Genomic DNA, 23024 nt, shown 5'->3' on the forward strand with positions numbered 1-23024 from the left:
CTTGCTCCCGGATGCCATCCATCATAGCGGTTCATGAAAAAAGGCGGTAGCCCGATCCTGCCGAGTTCTTGCCCAATCCTCCAAATGCACAGAAATAGTCATTGCCCTGCCTACACATTCCCTGTAAAATGCATCCCACTCCGAACACAACCGGCAAACCATGCAACCGAACGACCACCCATCCCAAACGAATCCTTCACCGCTCCTCATCAACATACTTGACGAACGAACGAAAGGAAAACGCCGGGACGAAACACCCATACCCGGCCTCGTCCTCCATCGATGGGGGCATCCCACCGAACCCAGCAGCTACCTCTTCACACCCCATCTTTGCCTGATCGCACAAGGAGTCAAACGCATCATCCTCGGCGACGAAGCCTACGTCTATGATGACCGCACCTACGTCGTCTCCTCCGTCGAACTTCCGATCATCTCGCAAATCATCGAAGCCACCCCGGCCAAACCCTATCTTGGATTAACCCTGGAACTCGACCTGCAGGAAATCTCACGCATCATGCTCAACGGCTCCTCGACAACCCCGGCGGCCAGCCCGACCGACCGTGGCATCGGAGTCAGCCGATTGACGCCCCCTCTCCTCAGCGCCGTCGAACGCCTCCTCTCCCTGCTGAACACCCCGGAAGACATCCCCATCTTCCACCCCCTCATCCGGCAGGAAATCTACCACCGCCTGCTCATGGGCGCACAAGGCGGCCGCCTCCGGCAAATCGTCCGGGCGGAAAGCCGCAGCAGCCGCATCGCCAAAGCCATCGACCACATGAAGAAACACTTCGACCGCCCCCTCTCCGTCCAAACCCTCTCAGGCATGGCGGGCATGAGCCCCTCCAGCTTCCACCAGCACTTCCGTGCGCTCACGGCCATCACCCCCCTCCAGTTCCAGAAAAGAATCCAGCTCACGGAAGCGCGGCGCCTCATGCTTCTGGAACAAATGGACGCTGGCACCGCCGCCTTCCATGTCGGCTACGAAAGCCCCACCCAATTCACCCGCGAATACAAACGCATGTTCGGCAATCCCCCCAAAACGGACATCAAAAAACTGCAGGAAGAACAACTGCTGCAAGCCTGACAGGCATTTCCCCATCCAAACAAAAAACTCCGCCCGCCAAACAGGCGGACGGAGCTTGAAAAACAGCGGGAAAGAACCGTTTACTTCGTGAAGATCACTTCATTCAGGCTCTTGCCTTCCTGAGCCTTTCCGTACTGGAGGCGGATCGCCTTGGTACCGGCAGGCAACGTGAACGACTGTTGCGGAGCCGCACCCTTGTCGGCCACCTGCTTGCCGTCCGCTTCCACCGCACAGGCAGCGGAACCGATCACCACGCCCTTCGTCGAACCTTCAGGCACCTGCACCGTCACATCCAGCGGAGCATCGCAGCGGTACACGGACAACAGATCGCTATCCGTCAGCGAAGACACATTCTTCGAGGGATCGCTCGGCGGCACGTCCACCTTGAACATCTCGATCTTGATATCCTTCGCCTGCTCGCTCCTGTTCGTCAGCTTCACGGCACGAATGCGCTCCTTGGGCAAAGCGTCTTCCTTGGCCACAAACTTACCGGGTTGCCATTCATGCAACTTGGCCGGCACCGTCTTGCCGTCTTCCAGCGTCAGCTGCACATCGGCCCAGTCCGGAAGATCGCGGCAACCGAGATTGATTTCCAGCCACGTCGGCGCAATGGCTACCGGGAAGGAAAGCGTAATCGAATCGCCCGGCTTGCAGGAAGTCACTTCCATCACACGATTGATACCGATCAACTTGTCCGTCTGCTGCACGCGAATGCCTTCCTGTCCCTTCACCGTAGAAACGGCAGTCGGCGGCAAAGCCTTGTTCACCGACAACTCGCGAATCGCTGTCCACACCGCATTGCCCTTCTTGTCGGGATCGATGTAATTCGGCTCAATCACCCGGTAGCGCAAGGCACGGGCCATCAGCGGAGACTTGCTGAGATCGAGCGACACACGGTTACCCGTCGTCGGCTCGCCATAGGGCTTCCATGCGGCCATATCCGTCGAATACTCAAGCTGCCCCTTGGCGACGAAATCCTTATCCTTGCCGGGAGCGCCCATGTAGAAATCGAGGGAACGGATCGGAATCACCGTGCCGTAATCCACGCCGTACCAGTCACCGGCCTTCTGGTAACTGCCGGAATGCCAGAACGAATTCTCATTATTGTCGAACAACTTATCGGCACCTTCGGGAGAACCGCCCTGCACGATGAACTTCGCATGCGCGGGATTCACGCCAGTCAGCTTCTCCTGCACCTTGCCGGCGACGTACTTCGTCACCTCGGTAGCGGCAGGGGTCATCACCAGCGAACCAACCTTCACGCCGGGCTGGTAGGGATTCGAATTATACAGCTTGCTCAGGCGATTCATCTCGTCCAAAGCCGTCGTCGCGGCCACCAGCTCCTTCACGGGATCCTTGGAATCCAAAGCCTTCAGAGCATTCGTACCCACATTGCCGAGCTGCTCGAAGCTGAGAAGCCACGGCTTCGTCTCGCGCACGAACTCGGGACTGTCGCACGACTGCATGATCCTGGCAGCAGAAGCCGCGATGCCCGCGTACTCCTTCAGCATGGCCGCCTTGGCCTTCTCGTCGATCTTGCCGGACTTCAGCCCTTCCAGAAGAGCCTGAGCCGTCGGGGCGATCGCTACGGACTCCTCGCGGCGGTAGCCGTGGCCGTTCGGCCCCAGATCGGAATTATGGTCGGCAAACGTCTGCATCGCTTCCGGGCAGGACGGGAACAGGCGGCGGATACCTTCCTTCCACGAAGGATCGGACTTGAAGCCCTCCGTATTCCATGTGTAATCGGCCACGCCGAACAGGGCGATCTTCGAAGCCTCCGGCTTATCCATCGGATTCGACACGAAACCGCTCATCTCCTTCTTGGCCTCGGGATCCTGCGCAAGACCGTACACACGGCCCAGCGTCAAATGATCGCGCACGAAATCCGTCACCGGGAAATTCCACCACACATAGGACGGACGCCGCAAACGATTATTCACCCACTTCTGGCCTTCCAGCGTAATATCGTGCACCACCGTATTGCCCGTCCACATCACATGCGTGGAAGGATCGAGCTCCTTGCCGAGCACATCGAGATAATCTCCGCTCGTCCACGAACGGTTGTACTGCGTCGGGCACATCACCAGAGGACCCACATCGCCCTTCGGCACCACAAACTCATTGTGGATCATATTCAGAAGCTCGGCCTGCTTGTCGGCACGCGTACCTTCCCCGCCGATATCGTCGAAGAACACGGAGAAATTGCGAACGCCCATCTGGTACATCAGCTCGAACTTCTTGATGACATTGTGCATATCCTCGTCCGTCCACTTGATGCTGCCGCCGGGATGAATCGCCCAGACGAAATCGACGTGATTATCCTTCGCCACCTGCACCAGCTCGCGGATCTGCTGCGCTTCCTTCTCGGGATACGGCTTGCGCCACTGGGCGGAATGGTAGGGATCATCCTTCGGGCCGTAGATATAGGTATTCATCTTATTGCGCCCGTAGAACTCAAGCTGCTTCTTGCGGGACTCATGGCTCCACGGCGTACCGTAGAAACCTTCCACCGTACCGCGGAACTCGACATCCGGCCAATCCACGATCTCGCATTCAGCCAGCTCGCCCATGCGGGCGACATCCTGCAGGCTCTTGCCCGCAAACGGATCCTTCTGGGCGAAACGCGCATTCTTCACGCCCTTCAACAACTGGGCAAGCGTCTGCTTCGCATAAAACACCCCGCGGTCGTCATGGGCGTATACCCACACTTCACCGGGTTTCACGATCAAATGATAGGCACCGGATTTCGCAGGCGGAGTATTCCCCCATGCAGCTCCTCCCTTGGACATATTGACTACATTCACCTTGGGAGCCTTCACGTACTTGCCGCTGAACGAAGCTTTCTGCGGCGTAGGATACACGGCAGGTTGGTCGGCCATCGCCGGAGCAACAAGGGCGGCGAGCCCTACTGTCGAATAAAGAAGATTTCTTGGAATCATACGTCGTTTTATTCTAGCAGCATCCGGGCAAACGACAAGCAGGAAATGCGACAACCGCCGGAAGAAGCGGGAAAACCACCCGAAAAAGCGAGAAAAAAACCGCTTCACCCACAAGCCTCCCGCTCTTCTCCGCCCCACTTTAAGCTTGACTCCGCCGCCGATTCGGACCACACTTGGCCGTCCTTATTGACACTCCATCATTATGTCTCGCACACCCATTATTGCAGCCAACTGGAAAATGAACATCGGCCCTGCGGAAGCCAAAACCTTCCTCGCCGGACTCAAGAACGAATTCTCCTGCCAATGCAGCAAGAGCTGCGATGTCGTCATCGTACCTCCCTACATCACCATCCCCGCCGTCATGGAAACCCTCGGCGACTGCAAATGCATCGGCGTCGGCGCCCAGAACGTCTCCCAGTACGACAACGGCGCCTACACCGGCGAAATCTCCACCACCATGCTGAATGAACTCGGCCTCGCCTACGTCGTCCTCGGCCACAGCGAACGCCGCCAGTACTTCGGAGAAACCGACGCCATCATCAACGCGAAAATCAAAAAGACGCTCGCCGCTAAGCTCACCCCCATCTTCTGCATCGGCGAAACCAAGGAAGAACGCCTCGGCGGCAAACTCGAAGAAGTGCTCAAGACTCAGATCGTCGACGGCCTCAAGGACCTCACCCCGGCCGAAGTCGAAACCATCGTCATCGCCTATGAACCCGTATGGGCCATCGGCACCGGACTCACCGCCACCTCCAAGGAAGCACAGGAAGCCCACGCCTACATCCGCGGCGTCCTTGCCGACACCTTCGGCCAGGCCACGGCAGACAAAGTCCGCATCCAGTACGGCGGCTCTGTCAAGCCCGAAAACGCAGCCGAACTCATGGCGCAGCCGGACATCGACGGCGCCCTCGTCGGCGGCGCGGCTCTCAAGCCCGACTCCTTCGCGGCCATCGTCAAAGCCTCCTGCTAAGGCCATCCCTCAACGGATTTTTCAAGACTGCCCCGGCCGCCGGGGCAGTCTTTCCGTTTCTGCCGGAAAAGAGGAACCGAGCCTGACACATAATAGAATTGATTCAAACTGTCTTTTTCCGCATAATACATGAACAGATGCTTAATGAAGTCGTAGTTTTGGAACAGGAGGCCACAGGAGTGCAAATTCCCGGCGGCAATGCGATCACCTTGCCCGAAGGTTCCCGCATCTACATCACCCAGATGCTAGGCAACTCCATCACGGCCGCCACCGACATCGGCCTCGTGCGAATATCCCGCGACGAAGCGGACAGGCTCGGCATCACCCCGAAAGAGGAAGAACCCTCCACCCTCCCGCCGGACGCTTCCCTCGAAGACCGCATCTGGGACACCCTCAAGGCCATCTACGACCCCGAAATCCCCGTCGACATCGTCAACCTCGGCCTCGTGTACGGAGTGGAAGTCATCACCCACGAAAACGGCAAAAGCCATATCCACATCCTCATGACCCTCACCGCACCCGGTTGCGGCATGGGTCCCCACCTCATGGCCGAAGCCGAAACCCGCGCCCTTGCGCTGGACGGAGTCGAAACGGTCGACGTCGAATTCGTCTGGGATCCCCCGTGGAACCAGGAAATGATGACGGAAGAAGCAAAAATGACCTTGGGACTGATTTGAACACGCACATGAACAAACCCTCCCTGCAACTGAACGATCAGGAAATGCGCGACCTGGCCGAAATGGCGGCCATGGTCCTCGCCCTGTTCGGCACGGCCACACCGGAAAACCAGCAGGCCCGAGTGGAACAGTGGCACAAACTCTGCGTCAAAATCCTCGGCACCGCCAAGGCAACCCCCTCCATCGCTCCGGACATGGAAATGAACCCGGACTGCGGCTACTACTTCTTCAAAAGGCCCTACCTCGAAAAAGCCTTCTTCGAAGACTGCCTCGACGAATTCCGCGACTCCATCTTCTGGTCGGAACTGGTCACCCGGCTTGCCGAACAATCTCTCATGGAAACGGTTGGAGAAGACACCTTCAGCCGCCTCACGGAAGACCAGCGCCGCACCCGCTGCGCATCCATGGAAAAAGCCCTTTGGAACGAATGCATGAGCCACGGGATCGACCGCCTCGTCTTCATGCTCCCGCCGGAAGAAAGCTGACCAACGACTAACAAAAGCGTCATTTTTCTCAAAATTTAGACAAAACACAACATTCAAATTGCTTATACGGGTATAAAATGATGGAAGACGAGTCCAACACTTCCTGTGAGGAAAAGGGCAGCGAACTGCCGCCCGGCATTCCGATCGACTGGGAAGCTTGGCTGGCAACGCAGGGTCCCCGCCTCCTGCTCTTTGCCCGCCAGCAGGCCCGGAGGGAACACGAGGCCGAGGACATCCTGCAGGATGCTCTCGTCAAACTCGTCCGCAAGGTGGAATCCGGCGCACTGCCGAGGATACCCGAGTGCTGGGCGGCCTATGTATACAAGGTCATCCATTCGCTCGCCATCAATTATGGAAAAAAGACAGACCTCCGGCTCATCCGTGAAGGCGAAGCCTACATGGAATCGGAGCACATCGAAAGCAGTCCCTGGCTGCAAAGCGAAAGCGACCTCGACGCCCTGAAAAAGGACATCGAAACACGCCTCAGGGACATGCCTTCGAAGTTCTCCGAAGTCGTCATTCTGCGCATATGGGGAGACCTCACCTTTCGCGAAATCGCGGAAACGCTGGATATCCCGCTGAATACAGTCACATCGCGATACCGCTACGGAATAGCCCACCTCCGGAAATCCGTCTCGGAAATCGCGGATCCACAATCCTAGATTCAACCCGGCAATGAACACACACCCGACCCACATCCCTGCGGAAGACCATCCTGCCCCCGGCATCGATCCCGCACCCCTCACATCCCGGTGCATGTCCCGGATGCTGTCTGCCATGCATCAGGCCTCCGACGAACAGAAAGCCGAAGACCGCTTCGTCGAACAACTGAAACGGCTATACCCGGCCAACATGCCGTCCGCCCTTGCCCAGCAACTCCGGACAGCCATGTGTACCGCCGCCGAACAGCACGGAGCACAGGATGGACAGCACGGCAGCCTTGCCGACCTGCTCCGGAACCCGTGGTTCGTCCCCGTATCCTTTGCGGCGGCATGCGTCCTTTTCTTCGCCTTCAACATGGCCATGGTGCCGGACACCGACACCTCGCCCGTGGCCTGTGCAGCCGACGACACGGCAGACGGCGCGGCAACTCCCGTTCATCGCAACAACTACATCGGACTGGCGGCGGACGCCATACCCGACGTCCTTCGCACCTACAGCAAACTGAACCCGGGAGAAGGCATCTACGTCCGCGAAGTATCGCCGGACAGCCCTGCCGCAAAAGCCGGCATACGTCCGGTCGACATCGTCCTTGCCATTGACGGCCAAACCGTCTCCAATGCGGACGACATCAACCGCCTCATCAACTCCAAAAACTGCGGCGAAAGCGTCCGGGTGGCACTCGTCCGTTCCGGCCAGCGCACCGATGTAAACATCACGCTGGAAGAAGCCATGAACAACGAAAGATCGATCTCCCTGCCCGGAGCCGATCCCCACTCCATGCTCGCCGGCGCGTCTTCCGTCGCCCAGCAAATCGCGCAACAGGCCACCGCGCCCATCCCGGCCAACCTGTACGTCCGCGACGTCATCCGCCGCTCGGGCGGAGCCATACTGGCGGAATTCGAACAGGGAGCCGTCGCACTGAATCCGTCCACCATCATCAGAAACCTGGAGACCATCAAACATCTGTCTCCCCGGCAGGACGGCGACTCATGGAACGGCATCGCCTCCGTACGTTTTGAAGACAATCAGGGAGCCATCGTCGTCAGCGCGGAAAAAAACCGCCTGACCATCGAAACATTCGACCAGCACGGCAACTCCTCCTTCAAAGGCTCCATGGACACGCCCGAAGCCAGGCAGGCGCTCCCGCAGCAACTCTTCGTCCGGATGAAAGGCATGGCCATGCGCGACGACGACCGCGCGTCTCCGGACCGTCTGTGACAGACTCCTTCCTTGACCCGCGTGCCGGAACAGAGCACACTCGCCCCCATGCAGACAATCATCCACGCATGGCAGACGCCCGGCAGCTTCGAGGCGCTCGCAACGCTCCCCCTCCAGGAAATCCCTCATGACTGGTACGGCAACGACGTCGAACCGCCGCTGCAATACGCCATGGCCGCCGATGAGGACAACCTCTGGTTCCTCGCCTCCCGCCAATCCGGAGCCACAATCCACCCGGATGCCGAACCCGGCAACTTTCAGCCCGAACTCTGGAAATACGATGTCGCCGAATTCTTCATCGGCAGCACCGAAATGCCCGCCTACTGGGAATTCAACCTCTGCCTCAACGGCGCATGGTGGGCCTGCGGCTTCCAGAATGCCCGGCAGGAAGACACCTCCCTGCCCGCCCCCGAAGGCATCGAAACTCAGGGCCGCCTCACGGACCACGAATGGCAGTGCATGGCACGCATCCCCCTCCGGGCATTGCAGGGCATCGACCTCCGCCGCTGCAAAATCGCCGTCACCTCCATTCTCAACACCCCCGACCAGATATTCCTCACCACGGCGGACAACCTTGAAGGAGAACCGGACTTCCACCGCCCCGCAGACTGGGCCATGCCCATCCTCGTCCCCACGGCCTGACATCCCGCATCGCCATGAACACGCTCTGGCCACAGGAACTCCGCAGTGAACTCGGAGAATGCGTCCGCCTCGACCGCGCTACGCTCGAAGCCCACGCAGGCGACAAATGGCACGCCGCCACCCTGCCGGAAGCCGTCGTCCTCGCGCAGACAACGGAAGACGTTGTCCGCGCCATGCGCTTCGCCCATGAACGCCGCATCCCCGTCACCCCGAGAGGTGCGGGCGTCGGCTATGTCGGCGGCTGCGTCCCCGTACACGGAGGCATTGTCATCTCCGTCGCGCCCATGCAGCGCATTGTCGAACTCAACACGGCGGACGGAATCGCCGTCGTCGAAGCCGGAGTCCTCACCGCCGACCTCCAGCAAGCAGCACGGGAACAGGGATGGTTCTACCCGCCCGACCCCGCCTCCGCCAAAGAATCCAGCATCGGCGGCAACATCGCCACCAATGCGGGCGGCCCCCGCTGCCTCAAATACGGAGTCACCCGCGCCTACGTCCTCGGGTTGGAAGTCGTCCTCGCCAACGGAGACATCCTCCGCTGCGGCGGACGCACCCACAAAAACAAACAGGGCTTCGACCTCACCGGACTCTTCTGCGGATCGGAAGGCATGCTCGGCATCGTCACGCAAGCCACCCTGCGCCTCATCCCCCATCCCCCGGCCCGTGCTGCACTCAGCGCCTCCTTTCCGCAATTCACCATGGCCGCCGCCGCCGTACAGAACATCCTCGCGGCCGGGCACCTCCCCTGCGCCATGGAAATCACAGACGGCTTCACCCTCGCCGCCGCACGCAGCTACCTCGGCCCCTCCTCCCTGCCGGAAGGAGCGCAAGGCCACATCATCGTCGAAATCGACGGACAGCAACACGCCCTTCCAGACGAACTGCGGGCCATACGCCGCATCCTGCTGGAAACGGGAGCCGACGACGTACAGGAAGCCGAAAATGAAGAAAACGTCGAACGCATCTGGCAGCTCCGCCGCGAATTCTCGTACAGCCTCAAAGCCACCGGACTCACCAAACTCAACGAAGACATCGTCATCCCCCGCTCCCGCCTCGTCGACCTCGTCTCCTGGTGCCAAAACCTCCAACAGGAAACAGGCATCCCCATCGCCTGCTTCGGCCACTCGGGAGACGGCAACATCCATACCAACATCATGGTTCCCCGGGATGAAACGGGGCATGAACGCCGTGCCGAATCGGATGCCTGCGTCAACCGCCTCTTCCAATGGGTACTCTCGCACGGAGGCTCCATCACAGGAGAACACGGCATCGGCCTCGCCAAAGCTCCGTGGTTCGAGGAAGCCATTGGAACCATCGCCTTCCGCGTCCATCGGGAAATCAAGCAGGCGCTCGACCCACTCAACATCCTCAACCCCGGCAAAATGGGCCTGTAACCGCCCGCTTTGCCGGCAGGCGGCTGGCCGCCCTGAAAACCCGCTAGGCAAACCCTACTTGCCGGCATTGCCTCCGCCCATAATCTCCGCGTAGGGAATACGCAGGAAAAACAGATTCTGGTCACCCGTCAGCCCCTCATACAGCACGCCTGCATGCGTCGCATCGATTGGGCAAACATCCGAATACCCGCACGAAGAACGAGAATCGTACAACAGGGACGACGTCCACGACTTGCCGTCGTCTAAGGATGCCTTAAGCGTCATATTCCGTCGCAGCGGCGCCGAAGTAGCCGGATTGGAAAACAGCAAAACATTCTTTCCATAACCCGGCAGAGCCACGGACAACAGGCTGCCCTGACAAGTAGGGTCGGGTAAATCCTTCAAATTCGACTCGTGCGGCTGCCACGTCTTGCCCATATCCTTCGTCGTATACACCACCCGCTTGCCGCTCCTGCCTTCATGGCGCGCACTCAGCATCAGAGAACCGTCGGACAATTGCACAACCGTACTCTCGCTCGTCCGCTCGGGCAGGCCGGGTTGCGCCTTCCCCTGCTCCTCGCACTTCCACGTCTCTCCCTGATCCTCCGAATACACGATACAGGATGAAGACCCGCGATTCCATATCTGCGCGGGAAAAACGATCGGCCTCACGCCGTCCGGACGAGCCTTCATCGTAATGCCATGCCCCGGACCGTCGAAAAACGAAGCCCATCCGGCATCCTTGCACTGGAAATTAAGACTCTTCGGAGCCTCCCAAGTCACACCGCCATCCGTACTGCGGCACACCACGAACTGCGACGTCGTATCGTCCGTCAACCCCGGCTTCGAATTGACGATCCCCTTGCGCGCAATAGCGGCTATCCAGAGATTCCCGGTCGCCTCATCCAGCAGAATCGAAGGATCGCCCACCCCGTAATCATTGGAAAAATCCACATTCCCTGTCGGCACAGGATTGCCCGGCGCACCCGTATAATTCATCGCCACTCTCACTGGAGACCACGACTTGCCGCCATCCAGCGAACGCGAACAGCCGACATCGATATTGCTCGGCAAATCGTTATGCCGGTCATAACGGATATCGAACACGGACACCAACGCTCCATCCTGCGCACGCACCATCCCCGGAATACGGAAATGCAACGACTTCTTCCCTTGCGGGCAGGGAGCGCCGCTCACAGTATCGCCGGACTGGGCCAGTGCATAGCCGATACGCTGCCGCGACACCTTGCCGCCCTTGACCGCAAGCGAACGATCCGCCAGCTGCACACCTATCAGCCGCACGCCCACCCTCCGGTCTAAATCCGCCCCGGGCTTCATCTTCACACTGACCCATACGGGCACCCCACCCTTCTCCGGCACGGGCACATCCTCCGTAATCGTAAACGACATCCTCGCCTTGGGCTTCTTCTCTGCACTCACCGCCTTGCCCAGCACCATCGCCAACTTCCTGCCACCGTCGCTTTTCTCCAAAAAATACACGCAATCCTTCGACCCCAGACGCAACACCACACTCTCCACATCCTCCGGCCGATCCGTCGGCGACAAATCGACCGTCACGACACCGCCCTTCAAATTGCCTGCACCGGAAAAATCCAGCCTCATCACGCCGTTACCCTCCATACGCACCATCGCGGGCCATTCTTCCACTGCAGATGCAACCTGCACATTCGGCAACGAATCATCGGCACAAGCCGCCGATGCCAGCGTCAGGCCGACTGCAGCTGAAGACAAAAAACGAAAACGGGAATCGATACGAAAAAACACATTCATGATTTGAGAAAAAACAGGATGAAAAAGAATACACCCAATATACGGATAATTCCGCCATATCTTGCATCGCGTTGCCGATAAACGTGAAATCGACAAAAAAACAGGCCGCTTTTTTCAAGCGGCCTGTTTCTGAAAAAGATGGGGTGGTCGACGGGGCTCGAACCCGCAACAACCAGAATCACAATCTGGGGCTCTACCATTGAACTACGACCACCATAACCGTATAGGTCGGGCAAGAGACTACATCAAACCATCCGAACATGCAAGACAAAAATCGCACATCGACGAAATATTTTAAAGCCTGCGGTCACCATCCACCCGTCGGCCTCCTCTCATCACACGCCCGCCATAACTTCAGGGCCTGCCGCAAAGGAGCCACCTCATGCACCCGGTGAATCTCCGCTCCGTGCAGCCCTGCATACAGAGACATCGCCACCGTCGGCACCGTCCCGCGCCCGGCGGCGGCATCGTCCAGTACCGCACCGAGAAAACGCTTGCGTGAAAGCCCCATCAGCAAAGGCAGACCGTCCACCCTCACCTCCTCCAGCCGCGCCAGCAACTCCAAATTATGCTCCAACGATTTCCCGAAACCGATCCCGGGATCCCAGCAAATACACTCCCTCCGCACCCCGGCCGACAACAAAGCCGACAGCCGCTCCTCGAAAAACGCCCGCACCTCGCCCACCACATCATCGTAACGCGGCGCTACCTGCATCGTACCCGGCTCGCCCTTCATATGCATCACCACCACGCCGCACCCGTACTCCGCGCACAAAGCCGCCATCCCCTCGCCGCGCAGCCCCTCCACATCATTCACAATATCCGCTCCCGCTTCCAGAGCCGCACGCGCCACAGCCGTATGCCGCGTATCCACAGAAATACGCACACGCCACCTCCTCCGCATCTCGCGGATCACAGGCACCACGCGCGCCACCTCCACCTCCTCCGGCACCGGATCGGCTCCCGGCCGGGTCGACTCCCCACCCACATCGATCACATCCGCGCCCTCCTCCAGCAGCCTCTCCGCATGGGCCAGAGCCTCATCCGTACCCGCATGGCTGCCGCCATCCGAAAAAGAATCGGGCGTCACATTCAAAATCCCCATCACGGCGCCGCCCTGCGGCAGCACCCACCGTTCCTGACCGATCAACCATGTACGCATCACATTCAAACGTTCGGGAACATCCTAGCACACAGCCGCCCCCCCTGCAATCCCCTCAGGCAGGCAGCCCCAAAATATCCTTGCAGCACCACCCCCGGCATGCTACTCTACCGCCATGAGAGCACCATCTTCCCTCCTCGCTGGCATCGCTCTGGCAGCCGTCGCAATCGTCGGCACACAACAGGCCTGCGCCCAAAGCCCGGACATGACGCGTGAAAACTCCAATTCAGTCAGTTACGTCAAACACCCAGACGGCGCATATTCCGTTTACCGCCGCGGACTGAACGAAGAAGGCAAACGTGAGATGGTCAGCAAAACTTACACCTCCAAAGGTGAACTCGCCTCGCGCAACGTCTACTTCACCGGCAAATACGGCCACCTCACGGCCTGCCACATCTTCGACAACAAAAACAATCTCCTGTACAAAGTCTCCTACGGCTACGACAAGAAGGCGCGCCTCATCGAAGAACGCATGTTCGACGCCAACGCCAAAAATGAAGACGGTTCCCCCAAAGTCGTCCAGCGAGTCCTGTACTACTACGACTCATCCGGCAACCGAAGCAAGCCCGTCGTCGTCAACCTCAACACGGCCATACCCACCATCCGGCCCACCATGGAAGACAACCCGTACAACGCCGCAGCCCCCAAACCGGCGGCACGCCCCGCCTCGACACCCTCAAGCCGCTAAGGCCGCCCATTCATCATGGAATACCATACCTGGAAGGAAAAAACGGAGGAAGGAACCCAAATGTACCGCGCTGGCCACCATGCCTCGCGCTGGACACTGGAACGCATGCCCAAAGTAGGCCGCTCCCTCAAAGACGATGTGGACTGGGAACCGGTCGAATTCACCCGCGAACACTGGGAAACCCTGCGCGACATCCTCTGGCGCAAATACCAGCGCAAACGCGGATCATGGCGAATCATCGAAGAAATCGACAAACTTCTTGAAGACGAAGAACAATCATGAACGACCATGAAATGACCACCTGTACGGAACCCTCCCGGCAGATCGAACGCGCCCGTGCCATCATGCACCGCCTCCGTACCCCCGGCGGCTGCCCGTGGGATGCCGAACAAACCCACCAATCCCTCATCCCCAACATGATCGAGGAATCCTACGAGCTCGTGGACGCCATTCAACGCTCGGACTGGAACCACATGCGGGAAGAACTCGGGGACGTCCTCATGCAAGTCCTCTTCCATACGGAAATCGCCGGGGAACACGCGGGCTACGGACTCGACGAAGTCGCCGCCGAACTCTGTGAAAAACTCATCCGCCGCCACCCCCACGTCTTCGAACAGGTACACGACATGGAGGCCGATGCCGTCCTCATGCAGTGGGACCGCATCAAGCGCAAGGAAAAATCCATCGAAGACAAACCCTATCTTCACGGCACGGGCAAAGGGCTCCCAGCCCTCATGCGCGCAGCCAAACTTCAAAAGAAAGCCTCCAAGGTAGGCTTCGACTGGGACAACGTACCGGATGTCGCTGCCAAAATCCACGAAGAACTCGGAGAATGCGAAGAAACATTCAGCCTGCCCGACGAAGATCCCCGCGTGGAAGAAGAACTCGGAGACCTCCTCTTCTCCGTCGTCAACCTCTGCCGCAAACGTCGCATCGACCCCGAAGTCGCACTGGCGCAGGCCAACATGAAATTCGAACGCCGCTTCGCCGCCATGGAAACCTCCCTCAAACAGGCAGGACACACCCTTGCAGAAGCCAGCCTCGACACCATGGAAACCGCATGGCAGCAGGCCAAGCAAAGCGAATAGCCATGAAAATTCCGGGACTGCTCCTCTGCCTGTGCGCCTTCTCCGCCTGCACCCAGATGCAATCGGCAAAAAAGGCGCCGGAAATCTCTCCGAACGCCGGTTACGACCCGACCCAAATCCCGCAGGACGGCATCACCACGCCGATCAATGCTGCCGGCCCCGTCGGCAAAAAATACAGCGTGCAGACGGAAAAAGACCTCATGGCCATCGACAACGGAATGGAAGAAGGCGACGTCACCTTCACCAACGCGGACAATCCCAATGAAGACATCGCCGCCATCACAGCCGCCTTCTCCAAAAGAGGCTCCATGCAGGACTGGACGGACAAATACACGAAAGCCTTGGAATATTCCCGCCGCGAAGGACTCCCCATCATCATCTGGTTCCACGACTCCTTCCTGAACCCCACCAGCATCAAACTCGGACAGGAACTCATGGACACCGGCGAATTCGATACCTGGGCCAAAAACAAAATCGTCCGCCTCAAACTGGACAGCGGCATCCGCACCAGAGACCCGGACGATCGAAGCCGAGGGCTCGACCCCGACTTCATCAACGGCAAAGCCGCGCAATTCGGAGTCCGCACCAGACCCGCCGTCATCGTCATGAGCGCCAGCGGCAAAGTGCAAGGCACCCTCACCGGATACGACCCCGGCAACGGAGATGCCTACCTGGCCGACCTCAAACGCTATGTCAAAATGGCGGAAAAAGATTTCATCGAATTCAAAAAAACACTGGAACCCAAAGGGTACCGCACATGGCACGGAGCCAGGGACGACACCTCTCTCTTCGCAAAACTCCAGAAATACGATGCCGACCAGAAACTCGTCTGGTTGCGCGAATTCGACGGCCGCGTCACCTGCACCCGTGAACAACTCCTCTCCCAGCCGGACCTCGACTGGATTCAGCTGCAAAAAGCCGCCTACGAAGCCTCCTCGGGCAAGAAAAAAGCGACCGCCATCCCGTAAAGGGAACACGACCGCCCATTTGTGAAGTCTTCAATCCACGCCGCGCCGATGGCCCGGCCTACCTCAGTCCACGCAGCAGCAACTCGGCATTATTCTGCGTCTTGCGGATATTCTTCAACAGAGATTCCAGCCCCTCCCAGCCCGGCATCATCGCAAGCTGGCGGCGCAATTGCAGCACCATCTGCATCTCGTCCACATGATACAGGCGGTCATCGTTGCGCGTACCGCTCAGGGAAATATTGATAGCCGGGTAAATGCGACGGTCGGACAACTCGCGATCGAGGCGAATCTCCATATTGCCCGTCCCCTTGAACTCCTCGAAAATCACCTCATCCATACGCGATTCCGTATCGACGAGGCACGTCGCAATAATCGTCAGGCTGCCGCCCTCCTCCACATTGCGCGCCGCACCGAAAAACTTGCGCGGCTTCTCCAGCGCATTCGACCCCAAACCGCCGGACATGATACGACCGCCGGACTGGTTCGCATTGTAGCCACGGGAAAGCCTCGTCAGGGAATCTAGCATGATAATCACATCCTCGCCCTGCTCCACCAGCCTCTTGGCGCGTTCGATCACCAGATCAGACACCTGCGCATGGCGGCGCGACGGCTCATCGAACGTCGAGGCAAACACGGGCGCATCCACATTCTCCTCGAAATCCGTCACCTCCTCGGGACGTTCATCCAGCAGCAGAATCAGCAAATGCACCTTCGGATAATTCGCGCGGATACTGCGGGCCATCGTCTTCAGCAGCACCGTCTTGCCTCCGCGGGGAGGAGCCACGATCAGGCCGCGCTGCCCCATGCCGATCGGCGTTACCAGATCAAGCACGCGCATCGCATCGGAAGCAATATCTTTATTCTCCAGAAGAACCCTTTCCTTCGGGAACAACGGCGTCAAACGATCGAAATCCTTCCCGGCTTCGAATTCACCGATCGGCTTCCCCTCGCAGGCAAGCACCTCCTCCGTCGAAAGAAACTTATCGTTCGTCCGGAACTTGCGAAGCGAAACCGTCACCAGATGCCCCGGGCGCAACTGGAACTTCTGCAGCAAATTGCCGCCGATATACACATCGTCCGGCGACGTGCGGAAACTGCGCTTCGGATCGCGAATCATCGCATAATGCTCCTTCGCCTGCTCGATCACACCGCTCACCACCACACGGTGGCCCTCCTTCAGAAAATGGCGGCCCAGCTCGTACACCAGCTCCGCACGCGTCATCCCCGATTGCTGCCGCTTCGGCAGCACGCGCGCGATATCCTGCAACTCGCCCAGCGGCTTGGCGCGCAGCTCGTTCAAATCGATCACCGGCAGCTCGACCGGCTCCTGCACCTCATCATCGGCCGGAGCGCACTCATGCCGGAAAAAAATCCTCACCTGCTCCTGGAGAGATTCAATATCCCCCTCGTTCCAGAAAACCACATCCGCCATATCCGCCTTCGTCTGCATCGGCATCTGGCTATCGATAATGGATTGAATCATCCCGGCATCGAAACCGTTCCGCGCCTCCAGCCGCGCACGCTGAGTCTGCTCGGAAGAAGCGACCACGCACACTTTGTCAGCAGCAAACATCGCTCCGCACTCGAAATACAGAGGCACATCGATCACGAACGTCTGCACACCCTTGCACTTCCTCGCCTCCTCCTGCCGTGCCATGCACAGCTTGAAAAGCTTCGGATGAATCATCTCCTCCAGCCTCTTCCTCGCATCGGGATCGCTGAAAACGATCTTCCTCAAATAATCCCTGTCGGCCTTCCCCTCGCTATCCACACTCTCCGCTCCGAAAGCAGCCGTCAATTCGCGGGCCATCTTGCCGCTCTCCTGCAAATGGCGCACCTCACGGTCGCAATCGAACACGCGCACACTCTGTTTTCCAAGCTGCTGCAACATGCGAACCACAATCGATTTCCCCGAGGCAATGCCTCCTGTCACTACGATGACCTTCACGCCGCCAGAATAGCGCGACTCCCGCCCGGAAGCAAGGCTTTTGTGACGAAGAACAGGAAATCAACGCCTTGCCGCTCCGCCTCATCCATCCGAACACATCCGCACATCCGCGATTCGGCCTTGCCTCCTCCGGGGAGCAGGTATATAATCCGCCGTCCTGTATGGCCTCCCGACCCAAGATTCCCGGTACGCAATTCGCCAGACCTGCCATCGCCGGGCGGAGCGAAACCGTCGCGGCATGGAAATCGCTGGCCTTCACGGCCGGACTCGTCGCCCTGTCAGGCACTGCCCTCGCCTTTTTGGCCGTACACATCCCCCCATTCCCACCCTCCGGCTCCGGCAATATGACCGGCCTCACCTGCTTCCCCGGCATGGCCGATGAAACCGTCGAAACGGACAACCCGGAAACCACCCCGTTCGACCTCGCTCCGCTCCATCCGAACACCCCCGTCACCATCCCCATGCCCGCCGCACTCCGCCTGCCATCCGCAGAGGAAACGGTGGACATTCCTTCCATTCCGGAACCAACGCCAGAACTGGCCGACACATATTCGCCCCTCATGCCGGAAGAAGAAACCGACCCCTTCGGCACCGAAACCGCCCCACCCGCACAGCAGACCGGACTTCCCGCCCGCACAAAAAAAACCTCGCTCCCTACCCTCCGCACCACCTCATCCTCCAGCCCGGCATCGCGACACGCCAACACCGCGCTGGCTCAAACCGAAGCCATCTACGGCCCCAGCGAACTCGACGAACAGGTACGCTACAAAAACACACCCATGATGCCATCGTTGCCTCCCCACCTCAAAACGCCCAACAGCGCGCGCGTACGCATCACCGTCAGCGGATCCGGCAACCCAGTCTCCGTCACCATCATCCAAAGCTGCGGCAACCCCGAAGTGGACACCCTCCTCAAGCATCACATCCTGAGCCACTGGACATTCCATCCCGCACACCGCGAAGGCAAACCAGTCGGCACCAATGTGACAACCAGCTTGAATTTCTCCTGAACATCGCCTACAATCCTCTTATGACAGTCGACTCCCGCAGCAGAATGCCGCTCTACGTCATCGGCCACAAAAACCCCGATACGGATGCCATCTGCTCCGCCATCGGCAACGCCGAATTCCTCCGCACGCACGGCTACCCGGAAGCACGGGCCGCGCGGTGCGGAGAACTCATGCCCCGCACCGCATGGGTACTCGAACAGGCCGGAGTCGAAATCCCCGAATACATCCCTGACGTCACACCCACCGCCTCCGACATCGGCACCCGCAACGTCATCTCCGTCCTCCCGAGCGACACCTTCCTCACGGCGTACAACCTGATGACGAAGCACAGCTTCAACTCCATCCCCGTCGTCGATGAAAACGGGGAACTCCACGGCATCCTCCGCTTCCTCGACCTGCTCAACCTCCTCATGCCCTCCCAGGTCACGGACATGAGCGTCCGAACCGTCGTCGCCTGCCTCAAAAACATCGCCCAGACCATCGATGCAGAATGCCTCACGGCCGCCCCCCTGAGCGAACACGACCACGAAATCATTCTCCTCGTCGGCGCATCCAGCGAACCGACCATCCGCACCCGACTGGCCAACTTCAAGGCCAAAGGCATGGCCCATAAACTACTCGTCATCTGCGGCGACCGTCCGAACGTCCAGCTCTTCGCCATCGAAGCGGGCGTGCGTGCCCTCGTCACCACGGCGGACGTACGCCCCTCCGCCGACCTCGTCGAGGCCGCCAACATCGCAGGCACGGCCATCCTCAGCACCAAATGGGACACCGCCAGCGTCGGCAAACTCATCCAATGCTCCCGCCGCGTGGCCGATGTCGTCCAGCGCGACTGCATCTGCTTCGAACCGAACACCCCCCTCGACGAAATTCAGGTCACAGCCGCCCGCAAAAAGCAGGACATCTTCCCCATCGCCGAAAAACACTCCAAGAAAATCATCGGACTCCTCTCCAAAACCGACCTCGTCGAACCGCCCCGCATGCGCGTCGCCATGGTCGATCACAACGAATTCGGCCAGGCCGTGGACGGCATCGAAGAAGCGGAAATCATCGAAGTCATGGACCACCACCGCCTCGGCGTCCAATTCACCTCGCGCGACCCCATCCGCTTCGTCATCGAACCCCTCGGCTCCACTTCCACCCTCGTAGCCCGCCGCTTCCACCACCGCGCCCTCGAACCCACGCCCGGCACAGCCCTCTGCCTCTGCGCCGGCATCCTCTCCGACACCCTCAACCTCACCTCACCCACCACCACGGAAACGGACGGCGAAATGCTCCGCTGGCTCTGCGGCATCTGCCATATCGACCCCGAAGCCTTCACACAGGAATTCTTCTCCATCGGCTCCGTCTTCGGCACCGGAGCGAAGGCCGACGAAATCGTCAACATGGACCGCAAGCAATTCGAAGAAATGAACAGCCTCGTCAGCCTCTCGCAAATCGAGGAAGTCGGCCTCTTCGGCTTCACCGGCATGAGGCAGGCTCTGGAAGACGAACTCAAAAAAATCGTCAAGGAAGACAAATGCCGCTTCGCCGGACTCCTCATCACCGACGTCCTCCGGCACGACTCCCTCCTCCTCGTCGCAGGCGACCCCGAAGTCATCGACGCCCTCGAATACGAACGCATCGACGACACCCTCTTCGCTGCCAAAGACATCGTCAGCCGTAAAAAACAACTCTTCCCCGCCATCTCCCGCGCCCTGCACCACGTGCGCTGATCCCGCGGCACGCCCCCCGTATGGCTCCACCACGCTACAAAAACGAGCGCGACGAAGGCGCACAGCCCGACTGGTCCGCCTCGGCAGGGCGCAGCGTGCCGCCGGCACCCGCAGAAGAACGCACCCCGGCTCCACGCCGCAAACCCTCCGGCAACAACGCCTCACGCCGCGTCGTCTCCGCCCGCAAAGCCTCGCGGCGCAAAGAAGAACGCACCGTCATCGACGACCTCAAAGCCCCGTCCAAAAAAGGATGGACCCCTCTCAAGGCCATCTTCTTCTTCGTCTTCCTGCCCTTTCAGATCATCGGCATGATGACCCGCAAAATGCACTGGTTCATCATGTGGCCCCTGCGCGCCCTACTCAGCATCGGCTTCGTCGGCGCCGTCATCGCCGCCATCCTCATCATCGTCTACGGCACCCAATCCAAACAGTACGACATCAGCCAGATCGTCCGCATGCCGGAACGCACCATCGTACTCGACCGCAAAGGCCGCGAAATCGGCACCCTGCACGGAGAAAACCGCCGCATCGTCGAACTCAACGAAGTCCCGCAAGTCTTCCTCGACGCCGTCATGCTGCGCGAAGACAAACGCTTCTTCGAACATGGCGGCGTAGACTGGTGGGGCGTCGGCCGTGCCGTCCAGCAGGTCGCCCGCCACCACAGGGCCACACAGGGAGCCTCCACCCTGACCATGCAGCTCGCCAAAACAACCTACAACCATCAGGACCGCAACATCCAGGCAAAATTCCTCGAAGTAGCCCTCGCCATGCGCATCGAGGCTACCTACAGCAAAAAAGAAATCCTCAAGGCCTACATCAACCGCATCTTCTGGGGCCACACCTTCCTCGGCATCTCCGCGGCCGCGCACGGCTACTTCGACAAAGAACCCATCGACCTCACCGTCGGAGAATCCGCCATGCTTGCGGGCATCATCTTCGGCCCCAACGAATTCTCACCCTACCGCAACCCGGAAGGAGCCAAGGAAAAACGCGACATCGTCCTCAAAATCCTCCTCGACGAAGGAAAAATCACCTCCGAACAATACAAAACCGCCCTCGCCGAACCCATCGCCACCAAACGCCCCGTCCAGCGAGGCGAAGAAAACTACGCCCTCGACCTCATCCGCCGCGAAGTCGACCACATCTTCGACGTACTCGACGCCCAGAATCAGGAAGTCAAGGACGACACCATCTACCGCGGCGGCCTCATCATCCGCACCACCCTCGACCTCGACCTCCAGAACGCCGCCATCGACTCGATGAACAAACACCTCAACGAACTCGAAGCGCGGCGAGGCTACAAACACCCCACCCGGCAGCAATACCTTGCCCTCGGCAAAGAAGAACGGGCAAAAAAACTTCCAGACTACGTCCAGTCAGCCGCCGTCGTCATCGACAACTCCAGCGGAGCACTCCTCGCCGTCGTCGGCGGGCGCGACGGCGAAGAATCCCGCTTCAACCGCGCCATCCAGGCCCGAAGGCAAGTCGGCTCCCTCTTCAAACCCTTCGTCTACTCCGCCTACTTCGAACACGGAGGAAACCCCGACTCCACCATCTCGGACGGCCCCATCGCCCGTGGAGAAATCGCCGGAGGCGGCTCATGGTCCCCCCGCAATGCGGACGGCCAGTCCCACGGCATGCGCCCCGCCAGCTACGGCCTCCTCAAATCGCGCAACACCATGTCCGTACGCGTCGGCAACCGCGCCGGGCTGGACAAAGTCATCGGCCTTGCCCAGCTCGCCGGATTCCAGGGCAAAATCTACCGCAGCCCCACCATGTACCTCGGCACATGGGAAGCCTCCCCTCTCGACATCGCCGGAGCCTACACCATCTTTGCCAACGGCGGCGTACGCCCCTCCCCCTACATCATCGAATCCATCAGCGAAAAAGCCCACAACGGCGAAACACGCGAACGCCCAATCTTCAACACGCGCAAAGTCTCCCGCCGCGTCTGCACCCAACGCACCGCCAACATCACCTCCTCCATCCTCCAGCAAATCACCAAGCCCGGAGGCACCGCCGGGCAAACCGCCCGCCTCGGCTTCAAAGCCCCCTGCGGCGGCAAAACGGGCACCACCAACAAATACATGAACGCATGGTTCTGCGGCTTCAGCTCCAGCGTCACCACCTCCGTCTGGGTCGGCTTCGACAAACAGCGCACCATCGTCGACCGCGGCTACGGCGGCACCCTCGCGCTCCCCATCTGGGTAGACATCATGCTCGCCTCCCAGAAATGCGGCTACCCGCAGGAAACCATCAGCAAAACGCCGAAAACATCCACCGCCGTCCTCCGCCTCTGCCGGGAATCCGGCTGCATCGCCCACACGGGATGCGAAGCCGCCAAAGCCGCCTACTACGAAACCATGCCCGGCATCGTCCCGGAAAAAGGAATCTGCACCAAACACACGCCCATCGCCGAAGAAGTAGGAGAAAATGGCCCCGACAACGGCGCGCCCACCGCCGAACCCGTCCTCTCCGACGAAGCGCCCAACGCGGAAGAACCCGTGCCGAACGCCCTCGAAGTCCCCGACAACGAACCGCCCACCGCACAGGAAGTACCGGACTAACCGCACCATCCGCACCAACGCCGGACAACTTGCGCT

19 protein-coding genes and 1 tRNA gene are annotated in these 23024 nt (G+C 59.7%); 15 read left to right on the forward strand and 5 right to left on the reverse strand.

All coding sequences use genetic code 11. The features are described from left to right. Positions 1-160 precede the first annotated feature (160 nt). Positions 161-1084: an AraC family transcriptional regulator gene (locus PYTT_RS01785; RefSeq protein WP_071133217.1), complete on the forward strand. Its 924-nt coding sequence runs from the start codon at positions 161-163 to the stop codon at positions 1082-1084. Between the two features lie 80 nt (positions 1085-1164). Here PYTT_RS01785 and PYTT_RS01790 read toward each other — a convergent pair whose 3' ends face one another. Continuing rightward, complete coding sequence (locus PYTT_RS01790) at positions 1165-4023, reverse strand: glycoside hydrolase family 84 protein (RefSeq protein WP_083385492.1); 2859 nt, start codon at positions 4021-4023, stop codon at positions 1165-1167. Positions 4024-4225: 202 nt separating this feature from the next. On the opposite strand from PYTT_RS01790, the gene tpiA reads away from it, so the two are divergent. The 7 genes from tpiA (at position 4226) to PYTT_RS01825 (ending at position 10072) form a co-directional block, all read left to right on the forward strand. Beyond that, positions 4226-4993, forward strand: coding sequence for a triose-phosphate isomerase (gene tpiA, locus PYTT_RS01795; RefSeq protein ID WP_071133219.1), 768 nt, complete (start codon positions 4226-4228; stop codon positions 4991-4993). A gap of 137 nt (positions 4994-5130) precedes the next feature. Further along, positions 5131-5670 (forward strand): iron-sulfur cluster assembly protein, encoded by a 540-nt coding sequence (locus PYTT_RS01800; RefSeq protein WP_071133220.1) that lies wholly within the window; start codon positions 5131-5133, stop codon positions 5668-5670. A gap of 8 nt (positions 5671-5678) precedes the next feature. Beyond that, complete coding sequence (locus PYTT_RS01805; RefSeq protein ID WP_156850309.1) at positions 5679-6155, forward strand: hypothetical protein; 477 nt, start codon at positions 5679-5681, stop codon at positions 6153-6155. A 77-nt stretch (positions 6156-6232) separates the two neighbouring features. Then, a complete protein-coding gene (locus PYTT_RS01810; RefSeq protein ID WP_083385493.1) occupies positions 6233-6817 on the forward strand; it encodes an RNA polymerase sigma factor in 585 nt (194 codons plus the stop codon). A 13-nt stretch (positions 6818-6830) separates the two neighbouring features. Further along, positions 6831-8036 (forward strand): S1C family serine protease, encoded by a 1206-nt coding sequence (locus PYTT_RS01815; protein ID WP_071133222.1) that lies wholly within the window; start codon positions 6831-6833, stop codon positions 8034-8036. 48 nt (positions 8037-8084) lie between these two features. Further along, positions 8085-8678, forward strand: a complete 594-nt coding sequence (locus tag PYTT_RS01820) for a DOMON domain-containing protein (protein WP_071133223.1) — start codon at positions 8085-8087, stop codon at positions 8676-8678. Positions 8679-8692: 14 nt separating this feature from the next. After that, on the forward strand, positions 8693-10072 hold the full coding sequence (locus tag PYTT_RS01825; protein WP_071133224.1) for an FAD-binding oxidoreductase: 1380 nt from the start codon (positions 8693-8695) through the stop codon (positions 10070-10072). Between the two features lie 54 nt (positions 10073-10126). Here PYTT_RS01825 and PYTT_RS01830 read toward each other — a convergent pair whose 3' ends face one another. The 3 genes from PYTT_RS01830 to folP all read right to left on the reverse strand — a co-directional run bounded on the left by PYTT_RS01830 (position 10127) and on the right by folP (position 13004). Further along, positions 10127-11842, reverse strand: coding sequence for a sialidase family protein (locus PYTT_RS01830; RefSeq protein ID WP_083385494.1), 1716 nt, complete (start codon positions 11840-11842; stop codon positions 10127-10129). Positions 11843-11981: 139 nt separating this feature from the next. Then, positions 11982-12056 (reverse strand) — tRNA-His (locus PYTT_RS01835). A gap of 93 nt (positions 12057-12149) precedes the next feature. After that, a complete protein-coding gene (folP, locus tag PYTT_RS01840) occupies positions 12150-13004 on the reverse strand; it encodes a dihydropteroate synthase (protein ID WP_071133226.1) in 855 nt (284 codons plus the stop codon). Between the two features lie 115 nt (positions 13005-13119). Between folP and PYTT_RS01845 the strand changes: the two genes are divergently transcribed. From PYTT_RS01845 to PYTT_RS01860, 4 genes are read left to right on the forward strand one after another with little or no spacing between them, the layout of a single operon-like run. After that, positions 13120-13692, forward strand: a complete 573-nt coding sequence (locus PYTT_RS01845) for a hypothetical protein (protein WP_071133227.1) — start codon at positions 13120-13122, stop codon at positions 13690-13692. A gap of 15 nt (positions 13693-13707) precedes the next feature. After that, complete coding sequence (locus tag PYTT_RS01850) at positions 13708-13974, forward strand: hypothetical protein (protein ID WP_071133228.1); 267 nt, start codon at positions 13708-13710, stop codon at positions 13972-13974. Beyond that, a complete protein-coding gene (gene mazG, locus PYTT_RS01855; RefSeq protein ID WP_083385495.1) occupies positions 13971-14780 on the forward strand; it encodes a nucleoside triphosphate pyrophosphohydrolase in 810 nt (269 codons plus the stop codon). Before PYTT_RS01850 ends, mazG begins: the two co-directional genes overlap by 4 nt. 2 nt (positions 14781-14782) lie before the next feature. Then, positions 14783-15748, forward strand: coding sequence for a thioredoxin domain-containing protein (locus PYTT_RS01860; protein ID WP_071133229.1), 966 nt, complete (start codon positions 14783-14785; stop codon positions 15746-15748). Between the two features lie 58 nt (positions 15749-15806). On the opposite strand, the gene rho is transcribed toward PYTT_RS01860, so the two are convergent. Further along, positions 15807-17696, reverse strand: a complete 1890-nt coding sequence (rho, locus tag PYTT_RS01865; RefSeq protein WP_245741054.1) for a transcription termination factor Rho — start codon at positions 17694-17696, stop codon at positions 15807-15809. Between the two features lie 161 nt (positions 17697-17857). Between rho and PYTT_RS01870 the strand changes: the two genes are divergently transcribed. Genes PYTT_RS01870 through PYTT_RS01880 form a run of 3 tightly spaced genes read left to right on the forward strand, consistent with a single transcriptional unit; the run spans position 17858 to position 22988 of the window. Beyond that, positions 17858-18706 (forward strand): energy transducer TonB, encoded by an 849-nt coding sequence (locus tag PYTT_RS01870; protein WP_156850310.1) that lies wholly within the window; start codon positions 17858-17860, stop codon positions 18704-18706. A gap of 20 nt (positions 18707-18726) precedes the next feature. Beyond that, on the forward strand, positions 18727-20421 hold the full coding sequence (locus PYTT_RS01875; protein WP_083385496.1) for a putative manganese-dependent inorganic diphosphatase: 1695 nt from the start codon (positions 18727-18729) through the stop codon (positions 20419-20421). 20 nt (positions 20422-20441) lie between these two features. Beyond that, the gene (locus PYTT_RS01880) at positions 20442-22988 is read left to right on the forward strand and encodes a transglycosylase domain-containing protein (RefSeq protein ID WP_071133232.1); all 2547 of its coding nucleotides are present in this window, start codon (positions 20442-20444) and stop codon (positions 22986-22988) included. Positions 22989-23024: the final 36 nt, after the last annotated feature.

The sequence above is a fragment of the Neoakkermansia glycaniphila genome, from assembly GCF_900097105.1.
Taxonomy (GTDB): Bacteria; Verrucomicrobiota; Verrucomicrobiia; order Verrucomicrobiales; family Akkermansiaceae; genus Akkermansia; species Akkermansia glycaniphila.